General features: G+C 52.6%; 17 protein-coding genes. 3 read left to right on the top strand and 14 right to left on the bottom strand.

The window, feature by feature from the left end; translation table 11 throughout:
* Positions 1–474: 474 nt before the first annotated feature.
* Positions 475–1,548 (top strand): M42 family metallopeptidase, encoded by a 1,074-nt coding sequence (locus LBW89_RS07705; protein ID WP_148451466.1) that lies wholly within the window; start codon positions 475–477, stop codon positions 1,546–1,548.
* Positions 1,549–2,225: 677 nt separating this feature from the next.
* Here the strand turns inward: LBW89_RS07705 and LBW89_RS07700 are convergent.
* Entirely contained in the window at positions 2,226–3,182 is a 957-nt protein-coding gene (locus LBW89_RS07700) for a phosphotransferase family protein (RefSeq protein ID WP_225038897.1), read from the bottom strand.
* A 116-nt stretch (positions 3,183–3,298) separates the two neighbouring features.
* On the bottom strand, positions 3,299–5,335 hold the full coding sequence (locus LBW89_RS07695; protein WP_225038896.1) for a beta-galactosidase: 2,037 nt from the start codon (positions 5,333–5,335) through the stop codon (positions 3,299–3,301).
* Between the two features lie 120 nt (positions 5,336–5,455).
* Here LBW89_RS07695 and LBW89_RS07690 point away from each other — a divergent pair, with 120 nt between their 5' ends.
* Positions 5,456–6,289: an AraC family transcriptional regulator gene (locus LBW89_RS07690; protein ID WP_148451463.1), complete on the top strand. Its 834-nt coding sequence runs from the start codon at positions 5,456–5,458 to the stop codon at positions 6,287–6,289.
* A gap of 40 nt (positions 6,290–6,329) precedes the next feature.
* Here LBW89_RS07690 and LBW89_RS07685 read toward each other — a convergent pair whose 3' ends face one another.
* The 6 genes from LBW89_RS07685 to yicI all read right to left on the bottom strand — a co-directional run bounded on the left by LBW89_RS07685 (position 6,330) and on the right by yicI (position 17,041).
* Positions 6,330–8,702: a glycosyl hydrolase family 95 catalytic domain-containing protein gene (locus LBW89_RS07685; RefSeq protein WP_225038895.1), complete on the bottom strand. Its 2,373-nt coding sequence runs from the start codon at positions 8,700–8,702 to the stop codon at positions 6,330–6,332.
* 103 nt (positions 8,703–8,805) lie between these two features.
* Complete coding sequence (locus LBW89_RS07680; protein ID WP_225038894.1) at positions 8,806–10,533, bottom strand: ABC transporter substrate-binding protein; 1,728 nt, start codon at positions 10,531–10,533, stop codon at positions 8,806–8,808.
* 256 nt (positions 10,534–10,789) lie between these two features.
* Entirely contained in the window at positions 10,790–11,692 is a 903-nt protein-coding gene (locus tag LBW89_RS07675) for a carbohydrate ABC transporter permease (RefSeq protein ID WP_148451460.1), read from the bottom strand.
* Positions 11,693–11,707: 15 nt separating this feature from the next.
* Positions 11,708–12,688 carry an ABC transporter permease gene (locus tag LBW89_RS07670; RefSeq protein WP_148451459.1) on the bottom strand — a complete coding sequence of 327 codons (981 nt, stop codon included), beginning with the start codon at positions 12,686–12,688 and terminating at the stop codon, positions 11,708–11,710.
* A 93-nt stretch (positions 12,689–12,781) separates the two neighbouring features.
* A complete protein-coding gene (locus tag LBW89_RS07665) occupies positions 12,782–14,560 on the bottom strand; it encodes a sensor histidine kinase (RefSeq protein ID WP_225038893.1) in 1,779 nt (592 codons plus the stop codon).
* Positions 14,561–14,722: 162 nt separating this feature from the next.
* On the bottom strand, positions 14,723–17,041 hold the full coding sequence (gene yicI, locus LBW89_RS07660) for an alpha-xylosidase (RefSeq protein WP_148451457.1): 2,319 nt from the start codon (positions 17,039–17,041) through the stop codon (positions 14,723–14,725).
* 139 nt (positions 17,042–17,180) lie between these two features.
* Here yicI and LBW89_RS07655 point away from each other — a divergent pair, with 139 nt between their 5' ends.
* Positions 17,181–18,083, top strand: a complete 903-nt coding sequence (locus LBW89_RS07655) for an AraC family transcriptional regulator (RefSeq protein WP_148451456.1) — start codon at positions 17,181–17,183, stop codon at positions 18,081–18,083.
* A 65-nt stretch (positions 18,084–18,148) separates the two neighbouring features.
* On the opposite strand, the gene LBW89_RS07650 is transcribed toward LBW89_RS07655, so the two are convergent.
* The 6 genes from LBW89_RS07650 to LBW89_RS07625 all read right to left on the bottom strand — a co-directional run bounded on the left by LBW89_RS07650 (position 18,149) and on the right by LBW89_RS07625 (position 25,680).
* Complete coding sequence (locus tag LBW89_RS07650; protein WP_225038892.1) at positions 18,149–19,699, bottom strand: response regulator transcription factor; 1,551 nt, start codon at positions 19,697–19,699, stop codon at positions 18,149–18,151.
* A 275-nt stretch (positions 19,700–19,974) separates the two neighbouring features.
* Positions 19,975–20,943: a family 43 glycosylhydrolase gene (locus LBW89_RS07645; RefSeq protein ID WP_148451454.1), complete on the bottom strand. Its 969-nt coding sequence runs from the start codon at positions 20,941–20,943 to the stop codon at positions 19,975–19,977.
* A 54-nt stretch (positions 20,944–20,997) separates the two neighbouring features.
* On the bottom strand, positions 20,998–21,831 hold the full coding sequence (locus LBW89_RS07640; RefSeq protein ID WP_148451453.1) for a carbohydrate ABC transporter permease: 834 nt from the start codon (positions 21,829–21,831) through the stop codon (positions 20,998–21,000).
* A 4-nt stretch (positions 21,832–21,835) separates the two neighbouring features.
* Positions 21,836–22,729, bottom strand: coding sequence for a carbohydrate ABC transporter permease (locus LBW89_RS07635; RefSeq protein ID WP_148451452.1), 894 nt, complete (start codon positions 22,727–22,729; stop codon positions 21,836–21,838).
* A gap of 70 nt (positions 22,730–22,799) precedes the next feature.
* Positions 22,800–24,140, bottom strand: a complete 1,341-nt coding sequence (locus tag LBW89_RS07630; RefSeq protein WP_148451451.1) for an ABC transporter substrate-binding protein — start codon at positions 24,138–24,140, stop codon at positions 22,800–22,802.
* A 28-nt stretch (positions 24,141–24,168) separates the two neighbouring features.
* Positions 24,169–25,680 carry an alpha-N-arabinofuranosidase gene (locus tag LBW89_RS07625; protein ID WP_225038891.1) on the bottom strand — a complete coding sequence of 504 codons (1,512 nt, stop codon included), beginning with the start codon at positions 25,678–25,680 and terminating at the stop codon, positions 24,169–24,171.
* Positions 25,681–25,690: the final 10 nt, after the last annotated feature.

The following is a 25,690-nucleotide window of genomic DNA, read 5'->3' as shown; positions in this document are numbered from 1 at the left end:
GCTGCAAGCTTCCCCGCACCTGATTAGCGGGAGTTTTTCCAGTTAATCTGACAATTCAATACCACCAACACTAGCACATTCAGACCCGCTCATTCACGATCAAGCAAATACATGTAATTTGGTACTTCTGTTCTTGGAGCCCTTATAGTGTGGGTCAAACTTGAAAAAACGGTTTCCCCGTGGAAAACCGCCGTTTCATACATTTTCGCCCTATAGTAATTCCAGGATGATGACCAGCAAGATAAATAAGAGCAGGATCAACAACCAGTCCTTGGTGTAGCGCTCCATCATGGCCGCCTTTGCCTCCCCCGAGTTTCCTAATCGAACTTGATGTAGTATATGAGCCCCCGGGGGGCGTTGCTACCTCCAAAGATGGAATTTACTCCACTTCCGAAAAACCCGCCTTCCGGCAGCATGGACAATCCGGGGAAGGTGGTACATACTATTTATTGATGGAAAGGAGTGTACGAAAAGATGAACAATAAAACGATGGAGCTGTTCAAACAGCTTACGGAATTTCCCGCGGCTCCCGGCTTTGAACGGGAACTCCGCGCCTGGTTTAAGGAACAAATGTCCCCTTATACCGAAGAATTCGTACAAGATCGGCTGGGGAGTCTGTTTGGCGTCCTGCGCGGCGATGACGAAGGCCCCCGGGTTATGGTGGCCGGGCACCTGGATGAAGTAGGTTTTATAACGACAGGGATTACCGACAACGGGATGGTGCATTTCCAGCCGCTCGGGGGCTGGTGGAGCCAGGCGGTTCTGGCCCAGCGCCTGCAGATCATTACGCCAAAAGGCCGCATTATCGGCGTCGTGGGGTCGATCCCTACACATCTGCTGGACGAATCCCAGCGCAGCAAGCCGGTCGACCTTAAAACGATGTATCTGGATATCGGGGCGGACAGCCGGGAAGAAGCCGAAGCGGCCGGTATCCGTCCCGGGCAGCAAATCGTTCCGATTTGCGAATTTACGCCGATGGTTAATCCGAAGAAAATCATGGCCAAAGCCTGGGATAACCGCTACGGCGTCGGCCTGGCGATCGAGCTGATGGAGGCGCTGCACCAGGAGAAGCTGCCGAACACGCTGTACTGCGGCGCCACCGTGCAGGAGGAGCTCGGCTTGCGCGGAGCCCGGACGTCGGCGAACTTGATTCAGCCGGACATTTTCTTCGGCCTCGACGCCAGCGCGGCGAACGATATGACCGGGGACAAGAAAGCCTTTGGACAACTCGGCCAGGGCGCCTTGCTGCGCATTTACGATCCGACCATGCTCACGCATCGCGGGATGGTCGAATACATTCAGGACACGGCCGATACCCACAAAATCAAGTATCAGTATTTCGTTTCACCGGGAGGAACGGATGCGGGGCAAGTGCACCTCAGCGGGATCGGCGTGCCGTCGACGGTGATCGGGATTTGCTCCCGCTATATCCACACGTCGTCCTCGATCATTCACACGGATGACTATGCAGCGGCCAAGGAATTGCTGATCCGTCTGGTCAAAGGGCTGGACCGCACCACGCTGAATACGATTTTGGAGCGCAGCTAACCGTAATCAAAGCCACCCGTGTGAACGGGTGGTTTGCTCTAAGGCTATAAGCCTTTATTACCGGCTCGCGTCTTAAGGCGCTAGCTTTCACCTCGTTCAAGCTACTATGCCGCTGCCGCTTTTGACTCCCCCTGAAGGGGTGCGATTATTACTTGTACCCCTTCAGCAACCTTGATAATATAGAATTCCTGCATATGTGCATGTTTTTTTCCTGTTCGGAGCCCAAAATTTCTAAATACCTGCAAATCTGCAGGAATTTTCGACGAAACCGGCTCGTTTCTCTAAAATCGCTGGAAATGCCTGCAGATTTGCATCTTTTTTCGCATTCCCTCGGGAATCAGGCTTAAATGCCTGCAGATTTGCATCTTTCTGGAGTTCGAAGCCTGGAAGCACACTAGGCGCCTCTTTGGATGTGACATATCACTTCGATTAGCCATTAAGCCAACTTTTCCTTTCGTTATACATAGCAGCTTGAACACTCCTATGTTAACGAACCCATCAGGTCGTTTTTTGCCATAAGCAGCACTACACCATCCGCATAGCAGGTGGTTTTTGGTTTCGCACGCTTCGCCAGCTCAACTGGCTAAAGCCCCAAATAAAAGCGCGGGTACAGGAGAGTGATCCCCTGATACCCTCGCTTTTTGTTGTTCGGCATCCCGCCGTTTACCCGAAGGTGATCACCGGTTAACCGTGTTCCAGGTGTTCACCAAATGTTCCTGGGCCCAACGGATATGATTCTCGTCGCTGTATCCCCGATAATAGCACTCAATATGAAAAATTAAGGCCAGATACAGATCGTACAGCTCCCTCCGCTCCCGCTCGGCGGACGTAAACGACTCCTTCCCGTAACCGCGGAAGAAGGCCTGGCTCCCTCCGGCCACGGAGCGAAAGTAAAATTCCATCAGCGGATCGCCCCACAACGCCCGCTCACAGTCAATCAGCGCGATAATCCGCCCTTCTTTTACGAACACATTGCCGTCCCATAGATCCCAATGGACCAGGCTCGGAACGGTTACCTCCGCCAAACTGGCTTTACGCCGGCTTATGAGATCCAGAATGGCGTCTTCGCCCGCTGGAAGGGCTATGCTTTTTACCAGGGCATCCTTCAACAATCCCGCAACCATGTCCGAAAACACGGTCGGCCAATCCTCCCCCTGCCATTCTTCCCGGGCGTAATATCCGAACCGTTCACCTTGAATACGGTTGATGCACCGGTTCAGTCGGCCCAACTCCTCCTCGATCCGGACGCGTTCCTCACCCGGTAGGCTTTCCTTCACTTTGTTGTAAGGACTGCCTTCAATAAACTCCATCAGAAACCAAGCCCCGTCCTCGGATCCGATTTCATCGTAAAAGACGGCCGGAACGGGAACACTCCCGGCGTTTCGCAATAAGCGCAGCACCTCCACCTCCGCTTGGATCACGTCCCGTTCATAAGACATCATTCCGTCCCCTGATCGGGGGGCTGCCTTTAAAACCGCTTTCAACCCGTCATTGCAGGTAAGCGCATAGGCCGAGTTGAACCACCCGTCCGTTAATTCTTCATAGTGTGCCAGCGTTCTTTGTCCTTGAAAAGCCCGATGAACCAAAGTCTCGAGTTCCTGGCCGGACAGCTGGGGCTTAATCGCATTTTGCATTACGGCTTACTCCCATCGTCTGAATATTGGCCGACGGAATCGTCGGATAATGAACAAAAAGAACCGCCGGTTGTTCGAGGGTCGGCGGTTCTTCGTTGTGCTTCTATTATATAGGATTAGGACTGTGGTTTGCTTTCCAAAATGACAACCCCTCGGCCCGGAACCGTCACGGAACCCGTTACCACGGCATTCGCAAGCAGATCTTTGCGTTCGGAGGCGCCGATTTCCACCGCGGAAGCTTCCGCGTTGTGATTCAGCAGGAACAGATATTCCAGCCCGTTCTTGACCCGGCGGGCCACTTCCACCCCTACCGGAGCATCGAGAAGAGGCTTAATGCCTTTCTCCTCGCACAGGTTCTTCATCAACCCTTGCAGGAAATCGGCCTCGGGGCTGCTGGCCACATAATAAGCGCGTCCTTTTCCGAATTTATTCACCGTCAACACCGGCATACCTTTATAGAAATCGGAACCGTACTCCGCCAGCACTTCTGCGCCTTCGGAATGGATGAGGTCACAGAGCAATCCGCATTCATACGGCCCTTCCAAACTCCCCCAAGACCGCTTCATCACGATCTGGTTCTTTTGGTCCGGGAACAGCGCGTCGATTTCCTCGGCCCAGATCCCCAGAACGGAACGAAGCTCGCCCGGATACCCGCCGGTCGTCACCAGATCGTTCTCATTGACGATGCCGCTGAAGAAAGTGGTTACGAACGTTCCGCCCGCGGCCACAAATTGCTCCACTTTCTTGGCAAAGCCCGGTTTAACCATATACATGACCGGGGCGATGACGATTTCATATTTGCCAAAGTCCTCTTCGACCGACACCATATCGCTTTCCACATGCATTTGGAAGAGCGCGTCATAATATTTGTGGACTTCATTAACATAGTTCAAAGCGATGGTCGGACCGCTGGACAATTCGGTTGCCCATCGATTCTCCCAATCGTAGACGATGCCGATTTTTGCTTCCGTGCGGGCGTCCAGCAGCGTATCGCCCAGTTGCTGCAGCTCGCGGCCAAGCTCGGCAACCTCCCGGAATACCCGGGTATGCTCATGGCCCACATGCTCGATGACCGCGCCGTGATATTTCTCGCAGGCTCCGATGGAGCGGCGGAGCTGGAAGAACAGCACCGTGTCCGCGCCGCGCGCGACAGCCTGATAGCTCCAAAGCCGCATAACCCCAGGGCGTTTGAGGGAATTGTAGGCCTGCCAGTTTTGCTGGCTCGGCGTCTGTTCCATAAGCATGAACGGATCTCCGCTCTTCAGGCCGCGCATCAGGTCATGCGTCATCGCCGTGAAGCTGACCGGCGTATCCAGAGACGGATAATTGTCCCATGATACGATATCCATGTACTTCGCCCACTCGAAATAATCCAGCTCCGGATAAAAGCCCATCAGGTTGGTCGTGACCGGAATATTCGGGGTGTGCTTCTTAATCTCTTCGTATTCCAGCCGATAGCATTCCAACAGACTGTGAGACATAAAGCGGCGGTAATCCAGGGAAATGCCTTGGAAATTGGTGCGGTTTCCTCCCCATTCCTCGCTCAGCTCGCTCGGAGGGACGATTTCTTCCCAATCATAAAAGGTATGTCCCCAAAACCGGGTGTTCCAAGCTTTATTCAAAGCATCCAGATTGCCGTAACGCTCCTTCAGCCATTCGCGGAAGCCGGCCGCGCAATTGTCGCAATAGCAGTAGCCCCCGTATTCGTTGGAGATATGCCAGATGAGCAGGCCGGGATGGTCCTTGTATCTTTCCGCCAGCTTTCCGGCCATAAGCGTGGAATATTTCCGGTATGTCGGCGAATTGGGACAGGAATTATGGCGTCCGCCGAATTTGCGTTTTCTCCCCTGCACGTCCACGCGCAGGACATCGGGATATTTTCTGGCCATCCAAGCGGGATGAGCCCCTGTGCTGGTCGCGAGGCAAACATAAACGCCACTCTTATAAAGTCGATCCATCGTTTCGTCCAGTTGCGTGAAATCGTAAGTATGTTCATCGGGCTGGTTCAGCGCCCAGGAAAAGACATTGACCGTAGCCACGTCGATGCCGGCGAGTTTGAACATCCGTTCATCCTCTTTCCAGATCTCGGGCTCCCATTGTTCAGGGTTGTAGTCCCCGCCGTACCATATTTTCGGCAGCTTTTCATTGATCACTGCGGAACACATCCTTTATTCATGATATAATTATATTCTCATTGTAAAATGTATTGAAATGGCTTTACATATAATATTATTGTCACGGTATATAATAATATGGTACTTGAGGTGACTCGAATGAACCCCCCTGTCGTTCGCAGGTTTGTCTTTTCGCCAGCAGGTAACCCCCATCTTCCGCTGGTGGTCGAAAGCATCGGCTATAATCCTTACCAGGAACCCATCGTCCGCCCCGAAGGTTATCCCTGTTACCATTGGATTCAGACCGAGTCCGGGCAAGGGACGTTGTTATACGGAACGGAGACGGTCCTTCTGGAGCCGTATAGCGGTATTCTGCTGCCCCCCGGTCTTCCCCATTGGTATGAGGCCAGCGGCAGCGGTGTATGGAGAACGATGTATCTCACTTTTGGCGGTCATGCGGCCCCCTCGATCCTGTCTTCGTATATGATTCGGGAGCCGGCCTTTTTTCGTTGGGAATCCGATGCTCCCTTGACGGCACTGCTTAGCTCCATGCTGGGGATGCTTGAAGCCGGAACCGACCGGTTCGGTCTGGAAGCTTCGGCCGGGATCTACCGATTTCTCGGTCTTCTCAGCAAGTATGGCCAACCCAGCGCCATCTCGGTTACGCGCAACATGGAAAAGCTTGAGCCCCTGCTTGCCTGGATGGAACAGCACTACGGCAACCCGGATATCGGACTGGATACGCTAGCCGAAGTGCTCGGCATTTCGAGCCGGCATCTGAGCAAACTCTTTCAGTTGACTTTCGAGCTGTCCCCTTACGCCTACCTGGTGCGGAAGCGGATTCACAAAGCCAAAGAACGGCTGGCCGGCTTTCCGGACCATACGGTGGCCAGCATTGCGGCGGAAACCGGTTTTCGCGACACCAGCCACTTCGTCGCCACGTTCCGCAAACATACGGGCATGACGCCGCAGCAATTCCGCAAGCTTCACTAAGCCGGAAAAGCGAAGGGCGTTAAACCGGCCTGATCGATTTTTAGGCTAAGGTCACTGTATACGTTTTCCCGACCTCCATCCAAAAGGCGTCCCCTTCGCGCTTCGCCTGCGCACCGTTCGAAAGGGATACGCGTAGCGTATGGTTCAAATAAACGATTCTGCACCACCCTGGGCGTGAGGCTTGGATACGGGCTTCGGCAAGCCGCCCCTCTTGCCAAACGATGTCGACGGTATACCCTCCTCTCGCTTTCAACCCGCCGACCCGTCCTGTCGACCAGGCTTCCGGCAGCGAAGGCAGCAGGTCGATTCCGCCACGGTGGCTCTGCAGCAGCATTTCGGCGATACCCGCCGCGCCTCCGAAATTCCCGTCGATCTGGAACGGAGGATGGTCGTCAAACAAATTCGGATAAGTCGACCGGGCCAAAAGCGTGTGCACAAAACGGTACGCCGATTCGCCGTCTCCGAGTCTGGCATATAGGTTGATCAGCCAGGCACAGCTCCAGCCCGTATGGCCTCCCCCTTGGCCGATCCGGTTCTCCAACGACAGGCGGGCGGCTTCGGCCAATTCCGGCGTCTCTTTCGGAGTTATGGAGTTCCCCGGATATAGACCGTACAAATGAGAGACGTGTCGGTGTCCGGGCTCCGCCTCTTTGAAATTCTCGCTCCACTCCATCAGGCGGCCGTCCGGACCGATTTGCGGCTTCGCCATTCTTTCCAGCGTTGCGCTGAGCTGCCCGGACCATTCATGATCCGTGCCGAGCAGCCCCGCCGCTTGGATGCAGTGCTCGAAGATCTCGCGAATCAAAGTGATATCCATGGTGGAGCCTGCGGATACGCTGCAGGGTTCCCCGTCCCCGGTTAAAAACTTGTTCTCCGGGGACGTGGACGGAGCGGTGACCAGCCGCCCGTCGGAGGCCGGAACCAGCCAATCGAGGCAGAACTCCGCGGCGCCTTTCATTAACGGATAAGCCGTTTCCCGCAGGAAGGCTTCATCTACGGTAAAAGCGAAATGCTCCCAGAGATGCTGGCATAACCAGACCCCGCCCATCGGCCAGAACGCCCAGCTGGCCTCCCCGTCGCTCGGGGTGGACATCCGCCAGAGATCGACGTTGTGATGGGCGACCCATCCCCTCGCTCCATAATGAATCCGGGCGGTTCTTGAGCCCGTTTCGCTCAAATCCCGGATCAAGTCGAACAAAGGCTCATGACACTCGCTCAGGTTGCAGACTTCGGCAGGCCAATAATTCATCTGGGTATTAATGTTGGTCGTATAGTTGCTGTTCCACGGCGGTTGAATTCTCGGATTCCAGATCCCCTGCAAATGAGCGGGCTGGGTCCCCGGTCGGGAACTGGCCATCAGCAAATATCTTCCGTATTGAAAATAAAGCGCCTCCAAAGCGGGATCCTCATTACCCGCGCGGTAACGTTCCAACCGTTCATCCGTTGGCAGCAGGCTGCTGTCGCTGCGGCCCAATTCGATCTCCACCCGGCTAAACAGCGCTTGATGATCCTCCACATGCCTGCGGCGAAGCTCAGGGTACCCGAGCTTTTGGGCGGCATCCAAAACAGCCGCGCAGGCGTCGGCCGCTTCTTCGGCTCCTTCCGGCGTCGGCATCACTTGGTAGCCGCGGAAATTCGTCGCCGCCGCCAGCAGAATGGTGATTGAGGATGCACCTTCTATGCGAATTTCCTCTTGGTCGGCAGCGGCAGTTCCTCCCTTCTGAACGACCCGCACCTCGGTTACGAACGCAATCCCCCGCCCCTCTTCAAACAGAACCGATTGGGGATGGTCTCCCCGGTAATTGTCGGCGACATGGCTGGGCGCGGTTCCCTTCATTTGCAAACCCGTTCCTTCAGGAATGGCCTTGCATTCATAGGGAAGCGGCGAATTTAAGGCAACCGTCAAGTCCAGACTAGCTCCTTCAGCAGCGGTATAATGGACAACCATCACCTGATCCGGTGCGCTGACGAAAATCTCCCGCTTATACCTCCGGTCCCCACGGTTGTAGGAAACACCGGCAATCCCGGTTTCCAAGTCGAGATCCCGGTAATAGTCCGTAGCGGGCGCATCCCCGGGATGCTCCAGCTCCAAGTTACCCAAAGGTTGATAGGACTCCGTTCTTCTGGCGAGCATTTTCGCATCGATCAATTGCTCCGCCTCTTTGTATTTCCCGGAAAATATCATTTCTCTTACCCGCTCCAAATGACGGAGTGCGTCGTAGTTTTGCGTATCCCGGGGATATCCGGACCATAACGTATCTTCATTCAAGGCGACCACCTCTTTGTGGTCGCCTCCGTATACCATCCCGCCGATCCGACCGTTTCCGATCGGCAGCGCTTCCTCCCAGCGGGAAGCGGGCTCTTTATACCACAGCTTCAAGTGCCTGTCCGTTCGCTTGTTCCCATCCTTCATTCTAACGCCTCCACTCCCTGAAACTTGTAGAAAAGGCCCGAACGTAACGACGGGCCTTTTCCATAAAATATACTATAATATTGGCTGCTTCAAACGCTTTATTTTATTGAATCTCTTTGCCTGTGAACAGCGAGACTCTGGCTTTAACCAGTTCGGTGTATTCCGCTTCCATCTTCTCTGCTCCGGCTTTGTCAAGTTCCGCGAGGAAAGCGTCATAAATTTTGTCGAAATCCGCCGGTTTTGCGAGGATCGCTTCCGGAATCCGTTTGCGGATAATGTCTTGGGTCTTCTTGAAAATAACTTGGTAATCGCCATCGGTCGGAACCGGCATGTTATACAGTGCGCCCCACTCTTTCGCAGGGAAGGCGTCTTCCGCCGGGAACAGGTCTTTCCAAGTTGTCAAGTTATAAGCCTTCAACGTTTCTTTTTCCGCTTCGGTATAGCCGGCAATAATTTGCTCTGGGAAGTTCGTTGTATAATAATTGCCTGTCGAATCTTTAACGCCATCGCCGTAACGGGCGCCCAAAGTCAGGTACATCCCGATACCCGATTCTTTTTGGAAGTTCGTAGCGTCGTTGACTTTACGATCCTGAATCTCTGCAGGAATTACGCGCGTTCCATTTGCATCAACCGTATAATGCTTGCCTTCAATCCCCCAGTTGCGGAGAATTTGGCCTTCCTCGGAGGACATCCAGTCCAGAAATTTAATGGCGCGAACCGGATCTTTACAAGCTGTCGTGATCGAGATACCGTACCCGTCGACTCCGGCGGATTGGAAGGAATGATCTTCGTATTCTTCCGTCAAGGTTACAGGGAAATGAGCGTAAGTGTATTCGTCTTTACCGGCCGTTTTCAAGGCGTTTTCCGCATCTTGATAACCCCATTCTTGGTCGATCAGACCGAGAACGCGCCCACTGGCGATTTTGGCTTTGTATTGGTCTTCTTTTTGGACGAAACTGTCTTTATCGAGCAGACCTTCATTGTACATATGATTCAACCAGCGGAAATACTCTTTCTCTTCCGGACGTTTGTAATGCAGTTTAGCTTCATAAGTTTCCGGATTTACATAGTATTCGCCGTCATCCGGAGCACCCGTCGCCAGGAATGCCGGATTCGTTACCGTAATCATGATTCTCCAGTCGTCCGCATTCAAAGTAAGCGGAATCGTAGGTTGTCCGTCGGTGGTCGGATGCTTTTCCACATATTGCTTCAGTACGTTTTCGAAGTCTTTGACCGTACGAACTTTCGGGTACCCCAATTCTTTCAGAACCCGCTGCTGGATCTCGAAACCGCCGGTAGCGTCGAAAGATTGTTGGTCCACGCCGCCATTGGTCATGATCGAATAGATAGCCTGGTCTTCATTGCTGTATTTCAAACGGTTCATGTCTTTTTCGAAAATTTTCTTGATGTTAGGAGCGTGCTCCTCGATCAACGGAGCCAGGTCAACCAGCAGACCCGCGTCAATTAGCTTTCCAAGATTGCCTTTAGCGAAAATGATATCCGGCACTTCGCCGCTCGCCGCCATCAGCGAAATCTTCTGCTCGCCGCCGCCGCTGCCTACGTCGTATTCGGCATCGATCGTAACGCCCGTCTTTTCGGTGATGACTTTACCGACATCGTCCTGCATGTTGTTCCAGTTCGGGCTGGCGTCAGCGCCGAAGAAAGTAAACGTAATTGGACTGTTATCGTCCGCCTTTTGCTCCTGCCCCGCATTCCCCTTGTTTCCTGTAGCGCTATCGTTACCGGATTTGCCGGAGTTACCGCAGCCCCCGACAAGCAGAGTGCTTGCCAATAGAAGCGCTGCAAAAGTCTTAGGCGTTTTCCACTTCATTTCTAGTTCCCCCTCATATAAATATAGAAGCTATATTGTATAACAGGTACTCCTGCATATACCTCAATCAAGAAACCTTTTACCAATTTAAGCGTGTTTAAATTCTTTTTCGAAACATCCCTCATCCATTCGAATGAAGTAAGGGCTTACATTGTTGCTCTTTTAAAAGGGTCTGACTTTACTTCAAGAAACGTGTTCCGCCGCGCCAAACCCTGACAGCGGCGGAACTGTAACATTCAGTTTGCTGCACCTATTATTACGCCTTAACCGCGCCAAGCGTCATGCCCGAAACGAAATACCGCTGAAGGAACGGATAGACGAACAAAATCGGAAGCGTAACAACAATCGTGATAGCCATCTTGATCGACTCCGGCGAAACCTGTGCCATCTGGTTGGCCATGTCATTGGCGTTCACCATGTTGGCGCCTTGGTTTGTACTTTGGAGAATTTTCATCAATTCGAACTGCAACGTTGTCAAATGCGGCTTATTCCCGTTATACAAGTACGTGTCGAACCAGGAATTCCACTGGCCTACCGCCAGAAACAGCGCGATTGTCGCCAAAACCGGCTTACAGAGCGGAAGAATCACTCTCCAGTAAATCGTAAAATCATTGGCTCCGTCGAGTTTCGCCGATTCCTGTAACGCATAAGGCAACCCGTCGATAAAGGAGCGGATGACGAAGACGTTAAAGGCGCTGACAATCCCGGGAAGAATATAAATCCAGAATGTGCCGATCAGATCCAAATGTCTCATCAGCATATACGTCGGCACCAGACCGCCGGAAAAATACATCGTAAGCGCCAGGAACACGGAAACGAATTTTCGTGATGTAAAATCCGGTCGACTTAGGGTGTATGCCAGCATCGAAGCGCTCAGCAAGCCCAGCAGCGTTCCTGAAATTGTACGCAGAATCGTGATCTTAAACCCTTGGATCAAACCGCTGTAGCTGAAAATCGTTTTATAGTTTTCTAATGTGAATTCACGCGGCCAGATATGAATGCCGCCGCGGACCGTATCCGTTGAATCGTTCAATGATATCGCCAGCACGTTCAGGAATGGATATAACGTTATGACGAGGATGACCGTCATAATAATCACGTTAACGACATCGAAGATCCGTTCGGACTTGGTAGCGTTAAATGATGCTTGTGTCGCCATTTTCGTCCCCTCCTCCTACATGATGCTTTCTTTCGTTGTTTTCTTCATGATGCCGTTGGCCAACAGCAACAGAATGATACTTACTACGGAAGTAAACATACTGATCGCCGTACCGTAGGAGAAGCGGCCTATATTAATGCCGTAGTTCAATGCATACAAGTCAAGCACTTCGGAGTAATCCGTTACAAGCGAATTGCTCAATTGGAACTGTTTCTCGAACCCGATTCCGATCAGGTGACCGATCGACATAATCAGAAGCACAGAGATCGTAGTTCGGATCCCCGGAAGCGTGATGTTCCAAATTTGTCTGAACCGGCCCGCACCATCCACCCGGGCTGCTTCGTAAAGTTCTTTATCGATCCCGGTAATCGCCGCCAAGTAGATAATGGCGTTCCAACCGGTTTCCTTCCACATATCTGAAGCGGTTACAATTCCCCAAAACCATTTCCCTTCGGCCATAAATTGGATCGGCTCGTTAATGATGTTTAGCGACAGCAGGATATCGTTCACGACCCCGCCGTCTCTGGAGAGCATTTTCGTAATGATCCCCGCTACAACGACCCAAGACACAAAGTGAGGCAAGTAGGATACCGTTTGTACGGTGCGCTTGAAGTGTTTTCCCCGAAGCTCGTTCAGGAATACGGCAAAAGCGATCGGAACGATGAATCCTACGACCAGGCCCATAAGACTCATGGCCAGCGTATTTCTCAAGACCAGATAAAATCTCTCGTCCTGGAACAATTCCACGAAGTTTTTAAAACCCACCCACTTCTGATCGGTAAAAGACTTAGCCGGTTTATAGTTCTGAAAGGCCATCGTCCAGCCCCAGATCGGCAGATAGTTAAATACGAATAACCAAATAACGAATGGTAAGGACATTAGGTAAAGATATTTCTGCTGTACCACACTCTTCCAAAACCCTTGCTTCCGCTTCTTGGGCGGCTTTGGGATGGCGCTTTCATTTCTGGTCCCGGGTTTTGCTGACAGCGTTTCCATGTGTCCAATCCCCCCTTCTCTGCTATACCTCTATGATAAAGCAGGGGGAAAATCGGAAATACCCGGTAGATTTTAGAGAAAACCATATAAAAATTAGACATTACATGGAATGGTAAACGAAATCTCCGTCCCTTTGCCGTATTCACTGGAAATCTTCAAGCCATGCGGCTCCCCGTATGACAAAACGAGCCTTTGATGGACATTGCGAAGCCCGATCCGCTTTTCTTCCGATTCCTCGCTGCCGGAGATCGAGCCTTGCACCTCCGCAAGCCGTTCCGGGGTCATGCCAAGGCCGTTGTCCTTCACCTTGACCAGGATATGGTTTTCCAGCTTCCTGATCTCGATGACCACTTCAACGCCGTCTTCTTTGCCCTCCACGCCGTGGACGACGGAGTTCTCGACTAGCGGCTGGATAATGAGCGGCGGCAAACGGATCTCATTCGCCTCGGGATCGACGTGCAGTTCATACTGCAGCCTCGACTCATAGCGGAATTTTTGAATTTCCAAATAAGAACGAACCATCTCCACTTCTTCCTTAAGCGGGGTTCTCTCCCTGCCGACCTCGAGATTTTTCCGCATCAACCGTCCCAGCAGCCTTACGACGTTAGCGATCTCTTTTTCGCCCTTCATATGGGCGTTCATGCGGATCGACTCCAGGGCATTAAACAAGAAGTGAGGATTGATCTGGCTGGCCATCATCTTTAGTTTGATTTCGCGCTGTGCCAGCTCGAGCGCGGTATTCTGCTCCGTCTTCTCGACGACCTGGTCCATCAGCATTCGGATGCTCTCCACCATATAGTTGAACTGACGGTATAGCTGACCGATTTCATCGTTCCCGTCAATACGGGAAACGACGTTTAAATCTCCCAACGCCAATCGGTTCAAGTGCCGGCTGAGGCGCAATAGACGGTTGCTTGTCAGGAAGGAAACGATATAAACAAACGCCAACGCGAACAGCAGCACGAGCAATATAATAAGCAGACCGATCAAACTGACTCTGTTGGCATCTTTCACAATCGATTCCGTACTGAAAAAAGAGATGATCTTTAAACCGTTGGCGCTCGACTCCGGGAACACATCGTCCACGACGACATAGGATTTCTCGCCTTTGATCTCCAATTGGTGCGTCCCTTTTCCCTTAGTACTCAGGTTTCTTCCGTAATCCATTTGATCGAGCACTCTTCCGACAAGCCCCGGCTTCTGGGCGGCGACGATAATTCCTTGATCGTCGACAATCAACGTCTCGAACGGCTCCTGGCGAAGGATCCGGTTCAATTCCTCTTGGTCGAGCGAAACCATCAGCACCCCGCTTGTCCGCTGATCGGGAAAAGGAAGCTGGCGAATCAGACTTAACTTCCCGACGGGAAGGACGTCGTCAACGGCGATGTAGGCCCAACGGATGCTTTTGGTTTTCAGCGCCTCCTGGTACCACTCCGTCTTCGCGATGCTGTCGGTCACCGGAATCAGTTGGGTATTGTTAATCAAAGTCGGATTATCGTAATAAAAACGAACGGAGGCGACTTCCCGGTAGGTTCTCGGAAACTGCTGAAATCCGGAATAGTTCAAGTAAGCCTTCGTCAATTCCAAAACATTGTCGTACCGCGTCGATACGACGCGTTCCAAATCTTTATCCAGCAAGAGCGTGTTGGAGACGTCCACCGGGACTCTAAGCATATTTCCCAGTTGGGACTTCGTCTTCTCCACGTTATTCGTCGCCTGGTCAATGGCCCGTTCCATCGCCTCCGACCGAAAAAAGCCGACGAGGCTCCCACCTACGATCAAGACCGGAATCATCACCACAAGAATGTAAGAGATGATCAGCTTGTGCTTCAGCTTCAGATTATTTGTAAACCGGATGATTTTCTTTAACATCGCCATGCCTCCCGCATTTCGGACAAAATGGAGAAATAACCAAATCGCCCGATAAAAACCGAAAATCCCCTGCTTTGAGCAAAGCGGGGATATTCGGGCGCAGCCGGCTGTCCGGCTCGCTAGGATCATATTAATTTAAGTACGGGCAAAAGAGCAATCTGATTATTTCAGGGAAATGACCAGCTCGGTTTTGCCCGTGAAGGAAGCCGCTTCAACGACACCTTCGCCGTTCAGGGTTCCGCCTTCCACGGATGCGATCTCGCCCATGCCGTAAACCGCCGCTTTAAAGGCCTTACCTGCGCCTTCCGCGGTGAGCTTGATCTTGCCGCCTTCGCGAACCGCGGTCACGAGCAGCTCGGTTTCACCCTTCATGTTGCGAACCGAACGGGTAACGGTGACGCCTTCGTCCAACTGATACAAGCCGAGCTTCACGCCGTCCGCGAAATCGTAATCCGGACGCGTATCGTTCGCACCGATCGGAAGAATGCTGTTCGGGCGTACATACAGCGGAAGACCGAAGAAGTCGTACTTCTCTTTTTGCCATTTGCCGCCTTCCACCGTTTTGCCGTTCAACAGATGAGTCCACTTGCCCTCAGGCAGGAAGTACGAAACTTCGCCGCTTTCGCTGAACACCGGAGCGACCAGCAGGGAATCCCCCAGCATATACTGGCGGTCCAGCGTTTCGGCGGCCGGATCGTCCGGGAATTCCAGGAACATCGCCCGCATGCTCGGCACGCCTTTCTCCGTGGCGTAGACGGCCGTATCGTACAGATATGGCATCAAGCTGCATTTCAGCTTCGTGTAGAAGCGGGTTACATCCACCGCCTCATCGTCATAGGCCCAAGGCACGCGATAGGAGCTGCTGCCGTGCAGGCGGCTGTGGCTGGACAGCAAACCGAAGGCGAGCCAGCGTTTGAATACATGAACCGGCGCCGTGTTCTCGAATCCGCCGATATCGTGGCTCCAGAACCCGAAGCCCGCCAGGCCGAGGGACAGACCGCCGCGCAGACTTTCCGCCATCGACTCGTAGTCCGCGTAGCAGTCGCCGCCCCAGTGAACCGGGAACTTCTGTCCGCCGACCGTCGCCGAACGGGCAAACAGAGCGGCTTCGTTCTTGCCCAGCTTCTCTTCCAGCACTTCAAAGACAACTTTATTGTAAAGGTACGGATAGTAGTTGTGCATTTTAACCGGGTCGGAACCGTCATGGTACACGACATCGGTCGGAATCCGTTCGCCGAAGTCGGTTTTGAAGCTGTCGACGCCCATGTCCACAAGTTCACGCAGGTAACCGGCAAACCATTCGCAAGCCTCCGGATTGGTGAAGTCCACCAAAGCCATTCCCGGCTGCCACAGGTTCCATTGCCATACGTCGCCGTTCGGTTTTTTCACGAGGTAGCCGTTTTTCTTGCCTTCCTCGAACAAGCGGGAGCGTTGGCCGATGTAAGGGTTAATCCAAACGCAAATTTTGAGGCCCTTCTCTTTAAGCCGGTTCAGCATGCCCGCCGGGTCCGGGAACACCCGCTCATCCCATTTGAAGTCCGTCCAATGGAATTCGCGCATCCAGAAGCAGTCGAAATGGAAGACGTGCAGCGGCAAATCTCTTTCCGCCATACCGTCCACAAACGAGTTCACGGTCGCCTCGTCGTAATCGGTCGTAAAGGACGTAGTCAACCAGAGGCCGAACGACCAAGCCGGCGGCAGGGATGGTTTACCGGTCAATTGCGTATATTTGTCCAGCACATCCTTCGGCTGCGGTCCGTCGATGACAAAATACTCGATCGATTCGCCGGGAACGCTGAATTGAACTTTCTTGACCTTTTCCGAGGCCACTTCGAACGAAACGCCGCCCGGATCGTTGACGAACACGCCATAACCTTTGTTGGTTACGTAGAACGGAATGTTCTTGTAAGCCTGCTCGGAGCTGGTGCCGCCGTCCTTGTTCCAGATATCCACGATCTGCCCGTTCTTGATGAAGGCCGTAAAGCGCTCGCCCAAACCGTAAACCAATTCGCCCACGCTCAAGTCCAGCTCTTCCCGCATGAAGGTTTCGCCGTTCGGATCGGTGACGTGTGCCATCGATTTGAAGGCGCTGCCGGTCAGGCGCTGCGTTCCGCGGTAGAAATCCACCGACCACTGGGCCCCTTTGGAAATACGGACGCTGAGATCGCCGCTCTTCAATTCGGCGTACTCTTCCGTTTCCGTAATTACGGCATGATCGCCGCCGGACGCAAGTTCAAAGTTCGGGCCGTGATCGACGGTCCCCGCAAAATGGATCAACTTGACGCCGATCACGCCGGGAAGCGGCGAGTGGAACTGCACGGTAAGCAAGGTTGTATTAATCATATCGCCGCGGCCGCGAAGCGGCGTCGTCGACGCGGAGGCCGTCAGCGTTTGGTCTTGAACCATAAAATCGTAGGCCTGAACTGCGGTGGAAAGTTTGAATCCTTCGCGAATCAGCCAGTTTCCATCGGTAAATTTCATTGGAGATATACCGCCTTTCGATTTACAATATTGTCTTTATTTCCACTATAAATCCTCTTACACTTGCATTATACTGATTAAAAAGAAATCATTCTAACATAATTCGATGATAATATAACACAATTTTGAGGTGAACATCATGGATCAAGCTCTGCGGCGCTCTTTAAAGGAAAGCCGGGCCCACGGCGACGAGCACCTGCCTTTCGGAACCTATTGGTTCCGCTACGGTCCCGGGGAACATGTCATCGATTGCCATTGGCACGAGGAAGCTGAAATTTTTTACTGTGTAGAGGGAGAAACCCTCTTTCAAATCGATACGGATTACTTCCCGGTACGGGCCGGGGAAGCCGTCTTTGTGGACGGAAGCGACATCCATGCCGCCCATGCGTTGGGTGAAGCGGGCTGCGCCTTCTTTTCCCTCGTGTTCGATACGAATCTGCTGGCCAGCGCCCATTACGACGCCGTTCAGGAGAATTTGATCCTGCCCCTGCAAGAAAGAAAAGCGACCTTCCCGAGGCATATCAAAAGGGGGGATCCTTGCGAATCCGGCCTGCTTGACCACATCGTCTCCATCATGAAAAGCTGCAGCGACGAATTGCCCGGATTCGCCGGGGCTGTCAAGGGCCATCTCTACCTGATGCTGGCCGAAACGGTAGGGCAGGGCAAGACCTGCAACCGGACCGCAAGCAACCGGAGCGAATCTTCCAAGCTGGAACGCTTGAAGACGGTCATCCATTACATCCAGCACAATTACGAGAACCCGATTCGGCTGAGCGAACTGGCCTCGTTAATCCCCATGAGCGAGGGGCAGTTCTGTCGGTTCTTTAAATCCATGACCCGGCAAACGCCGATGGATTATATCAACTCTTACCGGATTCGCCAGGCCGCCGAGCTGCTCCGGGATCCCGAACGCAAGATTTCCGATGTCGCTCTTGAGGTCGGCTATGACAATATCAGCTACTTCATCCGGGTGTTCCGGAAAACGATGAAATGCTCCCCCTCGGAATTCCGCAAGAAACTCCGTACCGGAGTCGAAGTTTAAAAGATTAGTTTATGCCAAGGGCTGCCTTTTTACCCGTAAACAAAACCCGGCTGATCAGCCGGGTTTTATGCATGGTTTGCCGTTTTCCGGTAAGCGGACGGGGACGTCCCCACATATTTGCGGAATTTGCTGTGAAAATAGTCTACATTGGTATACCCGACCTTCTCGGCGACCTGGTAAACTTTCAGCCCTTCTTCCAACAGGGATTTGGCCTTTTCGATCCGGACTTTGTCCAGATAAGTGTTAAAATACTCGCCGGTTTCGTTCTTGAACAGTTTGCCGAGGTAGGCGCTGTTGTAGTTAAAGATGCCCGACAGGGTCTCCAGCTTTAAATTGTCGCTGAAATTGCGGTGAATCAAATCCAGCATAACTTTGACTTCCCGGTGCTTTCCGCCTTCGTTCAATTGACTCATCATCTGCTCCAGGAAAAATTCCGTTTCGGCATAGAGCCCTTCCAGTGTGCGAACCTTGTAAATTTCGGAGAGATAGTCCGAAAATTCCTTGCTGCGGCTTTGCAGCTCCGGCGATTGCTTCAGCCCTTTACCGAGAATCGCCGTCAGCAGCTCCGCAAACCTCCGCTTGATATCGCCTTCACTCTGTCCTTCGGCCACGAGAGCCTGACCTTTGCGGCGGATCAGCGCCTTGACAGTCTCCCGGTTGCCTACTTCAACCGCGTAATAAAGCTGCTCATAAAACTCCGCCGAACCGTGATCCGCCACAGACGGGACTTCCTTCTGAAAATGCTCCAACATATCGCAAGTCAGCAGCCGGTCATTGCCGAGGAAAAAGTGATGCTTGCTCAATTCCCGTGCGGCATGAAAGGAACGAGCCACTTCGCTCAACCCGCCGACCTTCGGTCCAACCGCAACCGAAAATTCCGCGCCCGTCTCGGAAACGGCTTCGCGAATTCCCTGGTAAACGCTGTCCGTTTCGACCCCGAGAATCGGAGCTTTCAACAAAATGCCGATATGCGTATGGAAGCTGAATACACAACCCCGGCCGGTCATTTCAAATCGGGATACCATTTTCTGCCGAATGTGGCTGGAGGCTTCGTCGTCGGCATCCTCATCCATATGCAGGGTGATCAGCAGGACCTGGTAGCACTTCCACCGCAGATCAAGGTCATCCGCTCGCTGCTGGAGTTCGGTTTCATCCTTCTCGGCGCCAGCCAGAAGCACCTGAATAAACGCTTCCCGGCTCCATTCCCTGGTTACGCTGTTCCACTGCTCGGCTAACCGTTCCTGCTTGATCTGCAGCTTGATTTTTTCGATATAATCGATCAATTCCTCTTCGTCCACAGGCTTCAGCAAATAGCCGTCCGCCCGCTGGGTAATCGCCTTCTTGGCGTAATCAAAGTCGGCATAGCCGCTCAGAATCAAAATATGCAGCATCGGATCGAGCTGGCGCAGCCGCTGGATCAACTGCAGACCATCCATCCCCGGCATCCGGATATCGGCGATAACGAGATCGGGCAAGTGGGCTTGGTACTTCTCCAATGCTTCGTTGCCGTTGGCGGCCGTATCCACGACCGTGTATCCGTATTCGTTCCAATCTATGAAAGTCCGCAAACCTTCGCGCAGCTTAGGTTCGTCGTCCACAATCAGCACTTTAATCATGCAGGTTCCCCCTGTCGGAAGTATTACCGTGTGTTCTGTCCAGCGTTCCTACCCGACATATAACACTTGATTGAACGCAAAAAAACCTTTCTCCACAGAGAAGGGAATAAAGCGTTTACATATATAATTATAATGATTATTCCAGCATCCCTCAAACATAATTCTGTTCATTTGTTGCACAATTTTGATGTTTGGGTAAGGTTGTTTCTCCTATTCCCGCAAAAAAAGACCGCCTCGGCCAAATGCCGCAGGCGATCCTCCGTTGTCCCGCATTTTTATTTGTTTCGGACCCCGTCCCTCACCGGAATTCCGAAATCGGGCATTCCGTCTTCCGTCCAACCGAACACTTGCGCTCTGGTGTGCCGGTTCGGATCATAAAGCGGATCTCCCGTAATCTCCTTGTAGTTCCGGGCGTGATAAATCATCACATCCTCGCCGTCCTCCGATACGGTAAAACTGTTATGCCCCGGCCCGTACTGTCCCGTTTCTTCGCACGTCCGGAAGACCGGCTCCGGCGATTTGCTCCAGGAACGAGGGTCCAGCAAATCGGCCGATTCATCGGCCCAGAGCAATCCCATGCAGTAATTATGGTCGGTCGCGCTGGCCGAATAAGCGATGAAAATCCGCCCGTTCCGCTTCAGTACCGCGGCGCCTTCATTCACCCGGAACCCGATGATTTCCCAAGGGTATTCCGGCGTTGAGATCATGACCTGCTCCCCTTTTAGCGTCCACGGATTTTCCATCCGGGAAATGTACAGGTTGGAGTTCCCCTCGATCTCCGGATCCTTCTGAGCCCAGACATAGTAAAGTTCACCCCGATGTTCGAAGGTGGTGGCATCCAGCGCGAAGCTCTCCCAACGGGTTCGAACTTGTCCTTTCTCCACCCACTTCCCCTCCAAAGGGTTCGCCGAGCCGTTCTCCAGCACGTACATGCGATGATCGAACAGGCCGTCCTGCGTTTCGGTCGTCCGGGCCGCCGCGAAATAAATGTACCATTTCCCTTGAATATAGTGGATCTCCGGGGCCCAAATGTTGGCGCTGAGCGGACCTGTGTCGTATTTGCGCCATGCCACTACGGGCTTGGCCTCACCTAAGCCTTGGATGGTGGCCGAGCGCCGGATCTCGATCCGGTCGTACTCGGGAACCGAGGCGGTAAAATAATAGTAACCGTCGCTATGCTTGTAAACCCATGGATCCGCACGCTGTTCCACCACCGGATTGACGTAATCTCGTTTTGTGTTCATCCCTTGTTCTCTCCTTTTTTCTATATTCTATCTATAAGGTTGAACGCAAAAGGCTTAGCCTTTCACGGCACCTGCGGTCATCCCATCAATGAAATATTTCTGGAAAGCCACGAACAGGATAAATATCGGAAGAATCGAAAAGAAAGAGCCTACAATCAACAGATCATAGTTGTTCCCGTAAGGAGTGAGCAGCGTCTTCAGCCCGATCGGAAGCGTGTATTTATTGGCGTCGCTCAACACCATAAACGGCCAGAGAAAATTGTTCCAGCTGTTCATCCCGTTCAGGATGGCCATAGCCGCGAATGAAGGCTTCATCACGGGCAAAATCAAACGCATATAGATGCCGTATTCCGAGGCTCCGTCCACCCGGCCGGCCGCAATGATCTCCTTGGGAATGCCGCTCAAATACTGTCTGAAAAAGAAAATGGTCGCCGCGCCCGCGATCCCCGGCAAAATAATCGCCGAATAGCTGTTCATCAGCCCGATATTGTAGGTCAGCGTGTACAGCGGAAGCAGCAAAATTTCAAACGGAACCATCATGATCAGAAGCACGCATATAAAAAGGAAGTTTTTTCCCTTGAATTCGTAGGCCGAAAATCCATAAGCAACGGTGGCGCTCACAAACAAGGTTAGAGCGACCTGAACGACCGTTAAGAACAATGAGTTAAAGAACCAGCTGAAATAGGCGTGCTCTCCCGTAAACAAGTAAATGAAATTGTCGAAGCTCATGACATTCAAATCAAAACGCAAATTCAGTCCATACCGGACCAAATCCTCACCCGGCTTAAACGAAGCGATGGTCACCGCATAAAAAGGGATGAGAATCAGAAGGCAGAGAATGGAAAAAAGCAGAAAGAGGGACACTTTGATCGCGGTATCCTTTTTCATGAGATCAGTCCTCCTTCTTAAACATTCCGGAGAATGTCAACTGCGTCAGATTAATAATCATCGTAATCGCCAGCAGAACGATCCCGACCGCCGCCGCGTAGCCCAGATTGTTCTTTTCGATCCCCTGACGGTACAGATAGCCTACGATGGTGAGACCGATATTTTTCGGCGAGTTGTTGCCGTTCCAAAGCATCATGCTCTCGATGAACATCGCAAGGCCGGCATAGATGCTGATGGTCAGCACATAGATCGTCGTCGGCTTGAGCAGCGGCATCGTAATTTGCGTAAATTTCTGGAACCGGGTCGCTCCGTCGATGGAGGCGGCTTCGTAATATTCATCGGGAATGCTTTTTAATCCCGACAAAAAGTACAGCATATTGACTCCCGTCCATCTCCAAGTCGCCAGCGCAACGAGTGCGATATAGCCTGTGACTTGGCCCTTCAAAAACTTGACCGGGTCGATGCCGAAGTAGCCCAGAACGCTGTTGATCAGCGAGCCTTCCATCTCTCCGAACATCAGCCGAAAAATCGTCCCCGCAACGACAACCGAAGTCAGTGCCGGGAAAAAGAAGGACGATTTGAAAAATTCCCGTCCCCACATGAATTTACTGTTGATCAAGACGGCAAACAGCATCGGAAATGGGATCAAAATAATCAAGGTGAGCACCATATAAACCGCGCTGTTGATCACCGCTTTAAGGAAGATGCCGTCCCCCATCAGCTTGGCATAGTTATCCATCCCTACCCACTGCGGCTCCTGCCCGAGGGTCAGCTTCTGAAAGCTCATGGAAAAGGAGCTGGCCAGCGGATACGCCCAGAAAATCACAAAAACCAAGATGAAAGGCAGCACAAACACGTAAGGAGCGACCTTTTGCGAATACAGAAATCTTTTTATCATAGTCTCCTACTCCTTTGGGAAGGGAGCCGTTCCCGTGACGGGGCAGCTCCCTGGCTTGGATTCGTACCGCTTATTTCAGATCCTGCAAAATTTGGGCTTGCGCATCGTCCAGCGCCTGCTTAATGTCCTTGCCGTCCTCAAAGATCTCGTTTAACGTTACGGTGCAGAGCACGTTATTGATCGTCGGGGAGGCCGAGGTCGACTTGATCATCCGGATTTCATCCTTGATGTCGTTCAGGACATCAAACGGGTTGTTTTGGAAGTACTTCACAAATGCATTTTCCGGGTTATGCGTAACTTCCTTTTTGCTCCAAATGTCCATGTTGACCGGATCGAAACCAAGCGTGTTCCAGATTTCGATGTTGGCATCCTCGGACAGCTTGGCGAAAGCCAGGAAGTCCTTGGCCAGTTGGATGTCCTTGGCCGTTTTGGTTACGACGGTCCCCGTACCGCCGCCGCCGACGGATCTAGGCATGCCCTTCTCAATGACCGGAATCGGAGCAAGGGCGATCTTGCCGCTCAGTTCAGGCATATAGTTGGTGTATCTCGACATCTGCCATAAAGGCATGAATGCGGTTGCGTAATTGCCGGCATTGAATTCGCCGTAAGCTTCTTCCGTATCCGGCTGGCCGCCGGCGATCGTGGCGATAACGTTGTTGTCCTGGAGATCTTTCAGGATCGTGAGGGCTTTGACCATCGCTTCCGAATTGATCTGCGGGTTGCCCTGGTCGTCCGTAAAGTCGGTGCCCTGTTGGGCTAACAACTGGGACAACTGCCAGGTTGCGCTCGTATCCGCAGTGCCCATATATTTGCCGGTCTTCTCATAGACTTTGATTCCGGCCTGCTTGAAATCTTCCCACGTAACGATACTCTTGTAGTCCACGCCCGCTTCTTCCAAAATCTCCGTGTTGTAGAACGCCACCGAAGCGCCTACGTGAGTGGGAATGCCGTAATTTTGGCCGTCCTTGCTGTAAATGTCGATTCTCGATTTGACGATGGTATCCCTGTAAGGATCGATGACATCGTTCAGCGGTACCAACTGCGGTGTATCCTTCAAAAAGTCCGGGAATTTGCCGAGCTCGATATCGGAAATATCCGGAGCGCCCACACCGGTTTGAACGGCGATCGAAAGCTTGTTGTGCATATCGTCATAAGGCATTACGGTAACATTCAGCTTGATTTGCCGGTCCGGATTCGCTTGATTCCATTTTTGCAGCATCTTCTCGAAGTGTTGGCCATGAAGTTCGACGAATGTCCAATAGGATAATTCCGTAGCGTTTTCCCCCGCTCCGCCTTCGAGCACGGACGTTTCCCCGCCCGCTCCGGCCGAGGAGGACGATTTGCCGCTGCAGCCCCATAACGCCGTAGTCATCATCAGCGCCAGCAGTGTGATAAACCACTTTCTCTTCATACTTGACCCCTCCGCTTCTTTAATTGGCCTAAGCCTTTTTCAAACGCATGACATTCCAGGACGCTTTGGCAAGTCTGCCGGTGAGATAGCCGTCGCGCAAGGAAGCGCCTCCCCCGGAATGAGGTTTGACTTTCTCCTCTGCCGCAGTGTTTACCGCTTTCAAATCTTCATGTTCCATCACGATGTGCTCGACGAGCCGGTAGCCCTCGAAACTGCGGACATCGCATTCCAAATCCAGCGCTTCGTTCAGGTTCCGGTTGACTGCAAATATCGTAACCTCTTCCTCCGCCTCGTTATAAACAACGGCGGTGTCGAGATAAGGAACATCGGTGTAATCCTGCGCGTCATAACGCGGCGAGTCGACAATCGGTTGCAGAGAAACGCCCCGGCCATACAATGAGGCGTGCATATACGGATAGAAGATCGTCTGTTTCCAGGCCCGGCCTCCATTCTCCGTCATGATCGGCGCGATCACATTCACCAGTTGGGCCAGGCAGGCCATCTTCACCCGGTCGGCATGGCGGAGCATGGTTATCAGCATGCTGCCGACCAGCAGCGCGTCTTCAAAGTTATAAATATCCTCAAGCTGCGGCGGACCGACCGTCCAAGGCTCGATTTTGGCGTCGGCATCATTGGAGTGATACCATACATTCCACTCATCGAAGCTCAGATACATCGTCTTCTTGCTCCGCTTCTTCGCTTTGACATAATCGCAGGTGGCGGCCACCGTCTTGATGAAATGTTCCATATCCATCGTTCTGGCCAGGAAATTGGCCGAGTCGCCGTCCCGGTTGCCGTAATATTGGTGTAAAGAGACGTAATCGGCAACCTCATAGGTATGATCCAGCGTTACCGCTTCCCATTCCGGGAAAGTCGGCATGCCCGTACTGGAGCTGCCGCAGGAAACCAGCTCAATGGACGGATCGATCAGACGCATCGCCTTGGCGGTTTCATACGCCAATCTTCCGTACTCTTGCGGCGTCTTCTGCCCGATTTGCCAAGGTCCGTCCATCTCGTTGCCGAGGCACCAGGTCTTGATGCGATGCGGCTGTTCATAACCATGGCTCCGGCGCAAATCGCTCCAATAGCTTCCACCGGGATGGTTGCAGTACTCCAGGAGATTTCTTGCCGCATCCACGCCGCGCGTGCCCAAATTTACGGCCATCATTACTTCGGAACCGACTTCCTGGGCCCATTTCACGAATTCATTGGTGCCGACATAGTTCGGCTCTACGGTTCTCCAGGCGAGCTCCAGCCGTTTAGGCCGGTTCTCCACCGGTCCGACCCCGTCTTCCCAGTTATAGCCCGATACGAAATTCCCTCCGGGATATCGAATGATCGGCACTTTCAGTTCCCGGATCAATTGTTTGACATCATTGCGAAAACCCGCGGGATCGGCGTCCGGGTGGGAAGCTTCATAAATCCCTCCGTATACGGCCCTTCCCAAATGCTCGATAAAAGAACCGTAAATCCGCGGATCGATCTCCGAAATCCGGAATGATTTGTCCACGATCATTTTAGCTTTTGATCCTGCTGACATTGGCGACACC

Source organism: Paenibacillus sp. alder61, from assembly GCF_020179875.1.
Taxonomy (GTDB): Bacteria; Bacillota; Bacilli; order Paenibacillales; family Paenibacillaceae; genus Fontibacillus; species Fontibacillus faecis.
The sequence above is the reverse complement of the archived record's forward strand: the minus strand, read 5'-3'. Positions and strand labels throughout refer to the sequence as shown.